We start from the raw sequence: 7979 nt of genomic DNA, 5'->3' as shown, positions 1-7979 counted from the left end.
CGAATACGACGCCTGGGCCACCCCGGTCCAGCCACGCCGTCGGCGCGATCCTGCCGGCCGCGGCGGACGGCCCCACCTGGGTCGCCCTGGTGAAGATCTTCATCTCGATGGGCTGGCTGATCACGATCGCCCTGAACGTGACGATGGGTGTCGCGTGGCACCGCTTCCTCGCGTTCTTCAACATCTTCTTCAAGCGCAGCCCGGACAAGCCCGCGGGCTCCGGCCTGGGCGCGCTGCGGCCGATGATGAGCCAGGGCAAGCCGCTCGACTTCGAGGAGGCCGACCCCGAGAAGGACCAGTTCGGCGTCGCTCAGGTCGAGCAGTTCACCTGGAAGGGCCTGCTCGACTTCTCCACCTGCACCGAGTGCGGTCGCTGCCAGTCGCAGTGCCCGGCCTGGAACACTGCCAAGCCGCTCTCGCCCAAGCTGCTCGTCCTCTCGCTCAGGGACCACGCCTATGCCAAGGCTCCCTACCTGCTCGCGGGTGGTGGCAAGGACCTGACCGGCGAGGAGAAGGCCACCGAGGCCCAGCTCGCCCACATGGACGTGCTCGCGCTCGCCGAGGGCAACCGGCCGCTGATCGGCACCGAGGCCGAGGGCGGCGTGATCGATCCCGACGTGCTCTGGTCCTGCACCACCTGCGGCGCCTGCGTCGAGCAGTGCCCGGTGGACATCGAGCACGTCGACCACATCGTCGACATGCGCCGTTACCAGGTGCTGATCGAGTCGAGCTTCCCGGCCGAGGCCGGGGTCATGCTGCGCAACCTGGAGAACAAGGGCAACCCGTGGGGCGCGCCGCAGAACACCCGGGAGGACTGGACCAAGGGCCTGGACTTCGAGGTGCCCCGCGTCGGCGAGACCGAGGACTTCGACTACCTGTTCTGGGTCGGCTGTGCCGGCGCGTTCGAGGACCGGGCGAAGAAGACCACCCGGGCGGTCGCCACACTGCTGCACGAGGCCGGCGTGAAATACGCGATCCTCGGCGAGGGCGAGACCTGCACCGGCGACCCGGCCCGGCGGATCGGCAATGAGTTCGTCTTCCAGATGCTGGCCCAGCAGAACGTCGAGACCCTGCAGGAAGCCAACGTCAAGCGGATCGTCGCGACCTGCCCGCACTGCTTCAACACCCTCGGCAACGAGTACGGCCAGCTGGGCCTCGAGGTCGAGGTCGTGCACCACACCCAGCTGCTCGCGCACCTCGTCAAGGAGGGCAAGCTCACGCCCGTTCAGCCGATCGAGGGAGACGTGACCTACCACGATCCCTGCTACCTGGGCCGGCACAACCGGGTGTTCGACGCTCCCCGCGAAGTCCTCGGCGAGGCGGCCAACCTCGTGGAGATGCCGCGCAACTCCGAGCGGTCCTTCTGCTGCGGCGCCGGCGGCGCCCGCATGTGGATGGAGGAGAAGATCGGCAAGCGGATCAACGTGGAGCGCACCGAGGAGGCGCTGGCGACCGGCGCCAAGACGATCGCCGTGGGCTGCCCGTTCTGCTACACGATGATCGGCGACGGGGTCACCGGCAAGGGCGAGCAGGACAACGTCGAGGTCATCGACGTGGCCAGCGTGCTGCTCCGCTCGATCAAGGGCGACAAGGCACCCGCGTAGCTAAGTAGTCGCCGCGCTCACGGTCGACGCGGCCAACACCGCGACGACCACCGCGGTCTGGATCTCCTCGATGGTCTGCTTGACGGCCGTGGCCGCCCAGTCGCCCGCCGAGATCTCGGCGAGCCGCGCCTTGACCCGCCCGCGGTCCAGCGTGCGAAAGACCTTGCGGTCGAGGTTGGTCGCGGCCAACAGGGCACAGAGCGCAGCGGTACGCGGCTCGACCGGCCCCGACCCGGAGACAGCCGCGATCAACCGCTGCCGGGCCTCGGTCTCCGGCACCGGTTCGAGCCCGTCCGGAGCCGGGTAGCGCGTCCGGGGGAAGACCAGCAGTACGGTGTCCTCCTGCCGGGTCAGCACGCCCTGCTCGACGAGCCGGTTCAGGGCGAGCTTGCGGGTGTCCTTGGCGAACTTCTTCACCCAATGGGCGGGCCGGCGCGGCTTCTCGTCGGCCGCGATCCGGCCCAGGGCCTGGTCCACCAGCGGATCTCCGGTCGGCGTCCCGTCCCGGACGACGACCTTCTTGTCCTCGACGCCGACCCGCCCGGAGATCGCCAGCTCCAGCAGCAGCGAGCCGCCCACACCGTTGTCGAGACGGACGTTGTCGGTGTCGGGCGCGCCGTCGTCGCCGTAGGCGAGCAGCGCGAACTCTTCGGCGAGGTTCATGATTCGACGGTAGCCGCAGCACGCTCAGTGAGCGCGGCGGGCGGGCATCGCGGCTAGGTAGACCACGAGCACACGGGTCGCGCGACGTTCCGGCACAATGAGTGCCGAGGTGAACCGATCATGGACGGCCTGCTCCTGACCGCAGTGCTCCCGTTGGCTGCCTTCGCGCTGCTCACGGCCGGCAACGCGTTCTTCGTCGCAGCCGAGTTCGGGCTGGTCACCGTCGACCGGGTGGAGATCGACAAGCGTGCCGACGCCGGCGACCGGCGGGCCCGTACGGTCCGGCACGCCCTGCACGAGCTCTCCTTCCAGCTCTCCGGGACGCAACTCGGCATCACTCTCACCGCCCTGCTGACCGGCTATCTGGCCGAGCCCGCCCTGTCCCGGCTGTTCCGGCCGGCCATCGAGCCGATCGCCGGCGGCGCCACCGAGACCGTCACGCGCGTGCTCGCGCTGGTGCTCGCCACGATCGTGTCCATGCTCTTCGGTGAGCTGGTGCCGAAGAACGCGGCGCTGGCCCGGCCGATGCGGGTCGCCCTGGCCACCGCGGCGCCGCTGCGCGCCTTCTCCAAGCTCTTCAAATGGCTGATCGGCGCGCTCAACGGCTCGGCGAACTGGCTGGTCCGCCGGCTCGGCATCGAGCCGCAGGAGGAGCTGGCCAGCGCCCGTTCGCCCGAGGAGCTCGGCCTGCTCGCCGCGATCAGCGCCCGGGCCGGCGCGCTGCCCGCCGAGACGGCGACGCTGCTGCGCCGCACGATCCGCTTCGGCGAGAAGCGCGCGGCGAAGGCGATGACCCCGCGCGTCGACGTGGTCGGGCTCAAGACCACCGCGAGCGTCGCGGACCTCATCACGGCGGCGCGCGAGACCGGCCACACCCGGTTTCCCGTGTACGAGTCGACCCTCGACCTCGTCGTCGGCGTGGTCGGGGTCTCGGACGCACTCGGTGTCCCGCCCGAGCGCCGCGCCAGCACGCCGGTCTCCTCGGTCGCCCGGGAGCCCGTGTACGTGCCGGAGAGCCTCGACCTGGACAAAGTGCTGGCGGCGCTCCGGGCCGCCGACGCGGACATGGCGATCGTGGTGGATGAGTACGGCGGCACCGACGGCGTGGTCACGGTCGAGGACCTGATCGAGGAGCTGGTCGGCGAGATCGCGGACGAGCACGACGTCGCCGAGGCCGGCAGCGCGGAGCTGACCGCCCCCGGCGACGAGACGACGTTCCTGGTCGACGGGCTGCTGCGGGAGGACGAGCTGGCCGAGCAGACCGGCTTCCGGCTGCCCGAGGGCCCGTACGAGACGCTGGCGGGCTTCCTTCTCTCCCGGCTCGGCCACATCCCGGTCGCCGGCGAGTCGATCGAGGACAACGGCTGGGCGTTCACCGTCATGCAGGTCGACCGGCACCGCATCGAGCAGGTGCGGGTCGGCCTGCCGCCGGAGCCGGCCGATGACTGAACTGCTGGTCACCGTGGTGCTGCTGCTGGGCAACGCGCTCTTCGTCGGCGGTGAGTTCGCGCTGATCGCCTCGCGGCGGACGGCTCTCGAGCCGCTCGCCGCGACGTCCCGGCGCGCCCGCTGGGCGCTGTCGGCCATGAACCAGATCCCGCTGATGATCGCCGGTGCCCAGCTCGGCATCACCATCTGCTCGCTGGGCCTCGGCGCGATCGCCGAGCCCGCCCTGGCACACCTGGTGGAGGGCCCGCTCGCGACGATCGGGATGCCGGAGAAGGCCGTCCACCCGGTCGCGTTCGTGCTTGCCCTCGGCGTGGTCGTCTTCCTGCACACCGTCGTCGGCGAGATGGTCCCGAAGAACATCACCCTGGCCGGGCCGGAACGCTCGGCACTCGTGCTCGGGCCGTTCATGCTGGCCTTTTGCACGGCGACCAAGCCGGTGCTGACCGCGATGCGCTGGGCCGCCCGGGTGGTGCTCTCGCTGTGGAAGATCGAGGTCACCGAGGCGGTCAAGACCGTGTTCACCGCCGAGGAACTGGCCGGCATGGTCACCCAGGCACGCGCCGAGGGCCTGCTCGGCACCGAGCAGTACGCCCGGATCCACGCCGCGCTCGGCCTCCACGACCGAACCGCGGCGGACACCCTGCAGCCCTGGTCGGGCGTGACGACCGTCGCCGACGACGCGTCGCCGGCGACCATCGAGGCGGTCGCGACCCGCAGCGGCCGGTCGCGGCTGCCGGTCGTGCAGCGCGAGACCCGGCGAGTGCTGGGCTTCGTGCACGTCAAGGACCTGCTCGGGTACGAGGGAGCGCAACGCGACCAGCCGATCCCCGCCGAGATGATCCGCCCGTTGGCGGTGGTCGCTCCGGATCGGACGCTGGCCGAGCTGTTGCTGACCATGCGGCGCGACCGGCGGCACATCGTGCTGGTGAGTGATGGGCGGCGGCCGCTCGGCGTGATCGCCCTGGACGACGTGCTCCATGCCGTCGTCGGCGAGCCCGCCGTTCGGCCGACCACGTAAGGGTGCTTTACCCCACATTTACGCCCAAGCGGAGTTTGAACGCCCTAGTTAATGTGGCGATCCGGACAATAGCCGCATGTTCGACTCTCGACGGTCCCCGCGAGGCGCACGCCGGCGCGTCAGCACCCTCGGCGCGCTGGTAGCGACCGCCGCCCTCGGCTCCGGTCTCTTCGCGACCCAGCTCGCTCAGCCCAGCGACGCCATGCCCCGGATCAGCCCGCGATATGTCCAGCCGCGCCCCTCCGCCGGCGTGCTCACCAGCACCAACACCGGCTTCGCCGCCATACCGCAGGCCGGCCGGGTGGGCGTGGCCCAGTCTCCGGTCGCCGTCCGATACACCTTCGACGGCGGCGTGACCCAGCCCCTCACCGACACGCACGGCGCGTTCGCGCTGCGCGCGCTCGGCCAGAACGGCGGCACCCTCAGCCTGGTCCCGCAGGGCAAGGGCCTGGCCGTGCAATACCCGACCCGATGCACCCTGGCCCGCGAACGGCAGTGCCCGCGCGCGATCCTGGAAGGCTTCCGGGAAGACGCGCTCAACCCCGGAACCCGCCCGATGAGGTACGGCGCATCGATCATGATGACCCACCGGGACCTCTCGGACGGCGCGAACGTCTTCCAGAAGGGCTACTCGGTCGGCGGGGTAAGCCAGTTCAAGCTCCAGGTGGACCACCGCCAGGGCCACCCGAGCTGCGTCATCGCCGGCCGGACCCGGATCTACCGCGCAGAACCGTTCATGGACGTAGCCGACGGCCGATGGCACAACCTGATGTGCTCCCGCACCCGCGACCGCCTGACCACGATCGTCGACGGCATCGAGCGCGCCTGGGCGCCGGTGCCGCCGAACCTGTCCATCGCCAACGCCGAACCGTTGCGCGTCGGCGGCAAGGGCGCGGGCAGGGGCAACGACCAGTATTCGGGCCAGATCGACAACGTCTTCCTGACCATCGCCTGACCAGCACCGATGCAACCACCACTTGACTCCGCCCTCCGCGCCCGCACGCATCAAGGCCGCGACCACCGGTGACGATATGCGGGTTCATGAGGTCTGGGGCCAGGGTGTGGGACCGGATGCCCAGGAGGTGGTGGCCACCGTGCCCGGCCTCCGGGACCGGGCTCATCGGCCGGACTTAGGCGGTCGGCCAGGTGCGGAAGTTGTGCGAGCTGCGGCTCGCCGTGGGGCCGCGCTGGCCCTGGTAGCGCGAGCCGTAGACCGCCGAGCCATAGGGGTGCTCCGCCGGGGATGACAGGCGGAAGATGCAGAGCTGGCCGATCTTCATGCCCGGCCACAGCTTGATCGGCAGGTTGGCCACGTTGGACAGCTCCAGCGTGACGTGACCGGAGAAGCCCGGGTCGATGAAGCCGGCGGTCGAGTGGGTCAGCAGGCCGAGGCGGCCCAGGCTGCTCTTGCCCTCCAGGCGCCCGGCGAGCTGGTCACCCAGCGTGATCACCTCGAGCGTCGAGGCCAGCACGAACTCGCCCGGGTGCAGCACGAACGCCTCGCCGTCGGCCATCTCGACCGGGACGGTCAGATCGTCCTGCTGCTCCGCCGGGTCGATGTGGGTATACAGGTGGTTGTTGAACACCCTGAAAAAGCGGTCGAGCCGGACGTCGATGCTGGACGGCTGCATCAGCTCCGGCTCGAACGGCTCGAGAGCGAGGTTTTCCGACTTGATCTCGGAGACCAGGTCACGGTCGGAGAGCAGCATCGCCACACCATACCGACCGGCATTCAGGTGCGTGTTCAGTGGTCGTCTCGAACACATGTTCGATATGATGTTCGCATGGCTTCCTGGTCCGAATTCGCCGCGGCTGAGCCCGAGCTCGCCGCGGCCGTCCGTGCACTGCTCCAGCAGTACGGCCCCGGCATGGGCTACCTCGCGACAGTCCGCGCCGATGGCGGACCACGCGTGCACCCGGTGTCCCCGGTCATCACCGACGACGGCCTCTACTGCTTCGTGGTGAGCTCGGCGAAACGCCGCGACCTCGAGCGCGACGGCCGCTACGCCCTGCACTCCTACCCACCGGAGGAGAGCGACGACGAGGCATATGTGACCGGCCGCGCCCACGCTGTCACGGACCGGGCCGTCATCACCCGTCTGGCGGAAGCGCTGCGCGCCTCCCCGATGGTGGACTGGCGCTTGTTCGAGCTCGACATCGCCACCGCCATGCTCCGCCGCCACGGCCCCGCCGGCGCCCTGCCGCTGGCGATGACCTTGCGATACCCACCAATCACCCGATCGTGGCGCGACCCGGCGGCAAGCTTAAGCCGCCCGCTGGTCGCCGCCGTCGGATCGTAGGCACCGGCCGGCCACCGCTCTGCGTCGCGGGGCGCTGCCAGGTTCGGGAGGGGAGCTGGGCCGCGCCAGGTCCGGCCGGTGCCTGCTCCGGGGCGGCTACGCCACTCGGCCCGACAATCGGGTACAGTGGGGCCGCTCGCGGGTGTAGTTCAATGGCAGAACATCAGCTTCCCAAGCTGACAGTGCGGGTTCGATTCCCGTCACCCGCTCGTCGCTGGGAGCCCCTGTCCGCAAAGTGCGCGGACCGGGGCTTCTCGCATTTCTGCCTGGGGGGCGACCCCCCAGACCCCCACGGTGCGGTGGTCGCCCGCGGGGATCATGTACGGCCTTGGGTCGTTGGCCTTTTGCGCTTCGCGCAGCACGCACTGGCGGGCCGTTGGGCTTAACTCACCCTGACAGATGGGGCGTTGCCGCGCGTAGGCGTTTGGGTTCCGGGTTGTCGCCGGAGTGTCGGTGTGCGGTTGTTGAGTGGCACGGCGTGGACGGTCAGGTCTTGGCGATGGCGGCGGGGCTCGTGTGGCCTTGTTGGCACTGCTCGGCTTGGTGCGTCAGCTGAACGCTGTTGGCATTGCTCGGCTTGGTGCGTGGGCTGAGCGTTGGGGAAATCGCTTGGCGGGTCCGTCTATCGTGTTGCGCATCATGATCTACCGATTTCATTCGCAGCTTTCCTGGACCGTTTCGGCACTCGTCGCGACTGCGGGCGTGCTCGTGCTTGGCGCGCCCGCGCAGGCAGCCACCACTGGGGTCGCGGCGGTGGCCAGTGCCACCAAGGTGACCTTTGCCGCCGGGTCAGGTCAGGCCAACGCGATCACGGTGACCCGCTCTGGCCGGGTCGTCGTCATCGACGACAAGGTGACGATCAAGCCCGGCAGGGGCTGTAAGCGGGTCGGCAGCGACAAGACCCGGGTGAAGTGCACGACCACGTCGAACCCCGCGCTCGTCACC

The 7979-nt window shown here is 69.9% G+C and carries 6 protein-coding genes, 1 tRNA gene and 2 pseudogenes; 7 read left to right on the top strand and 2 right to left on the bottom strand.

Going from position 1 to position 7979, the window contains the following annotated elements:
- Positions 1–1604: pseudogene (locus DMB66_RS58375) on the top strand ((Fe-S)-binding protein); the annotation flags it as partial.
- Here DMB66_RS58375 and DMB66_RS58370 read toward each other — a convergent pair.
- On the bottom strand, positions 1605–2267 hold the full coding sequence (locus DMB66_RS58370) for a GPP34 family phosphoprotein (RefSeq protein WP_125812540.1): 663 nt from the start codon (positions 2265–2267) through the stop codon (positions 1605–1607).
- 120 nt (positions 2268–2387) lie between these two features.
- Here DMB66_RS58370 and DMB66_RS58365 point away from each other — a divergent pair, with 120 nt between their 5' ends.
- The 3 genes from DMB66_RS58365 to DMB66_RS58355 all read left to right on the top strand — a co-directional run bounded on the left by DMB66_RS58365 (position 2388) and on the right by DMB66_RS58355 (position 5689).
- The gene (locus tag DMB66_RS58365) at positions 2388–3716 is read left to right on the top strand and encodes a hemolysin family protein (protein ID WP_125812539.1); all 1329 of its coding nucleotides are present in this window, start codon (positions 2388–2390) and stop codon (positions 3714–3716) included.
- Positions 3709–4734 carry a hemolysin family protein gene (locus DMB66_RS58360; RefSeq protein ID WP_125812538.1) on the top strand — a complete coding sequence of 342 codons (1026 nt, stop codon included), beginning with the start codon at positions 3709–3711 and terminating at the stop codon, positions 4732–4734. Before DMB66_RS58365 ends, DMB66_RS58360 begins: the two co-directional genes overlap by 8 nt.
- 76 nt (positions 4735–4810) lie before the next feature.
- The gene (locus DMB66_RS58355; protein ID WP_125812537.1) at positions 4811–5689 is read left to right on the top strand and encodes a LamG-like jellyroll fold domain-containing protein; all 879 of its coding nucleotides are present in this window, start codon (positions 4811–4813) and stop codon (positions 5687–5689) included.
- A gap of 175 nt (positions 5690–5864) precedes the next feature.
- On the opposite strand, the gene dcd is transcribed toward DMB66_RS58355, so the two are convergent.
- Positions 5865–6443 (bottom strand): dCTP deaminase, encoded by a 579-nt coding sequence (gene dcd, locus DMB66_RS58350; RefSeq protein WP_125812536.1) that lies wholly within the window; start codon positions 6441–6443, stop codon positions 5865–5867.
- Between the two features lie 75 nt (positions 6444–6518).
- On the opposite strand from dcd, the gene DMB66_RS58345 reads away from it, so the two are divergent.
- The 3 genes and pseudogenes from DMB66_RS58345 to DMB66_RS58335 form a co-directional block, all read left to right on the top strand.
- Positions 6519–7034: a pyridoxamine 5'-phosphate oxidase family protein gene (locus DMB66_RS58345; protein ID WP_125812535.1), complete on the top strand. Its 516-nt coding sequence runs from the start codon at positions 6519–6521 to the stop codon at positions 7032–7034.
- 138 nt (positions 7035–7172) lie between these two features.
- Positions 7173–7243 (top strand) — tRNA-Gly (locus DMB66_RS58340).
- 430 nt (positions 7244–7673) lie between these two features.
- Positions 7674–7979: pseudogene (locus tag DMB66_RS58335) on the top strand (hypothetical protein); the annotation flags it as partial.

Source organism: Actinoplanes sp. ATCC 53533 (assembly GCF_003947245.1).
This window is presented reverse-complemented; position numbering and strand designations above follow the sequence as displayed.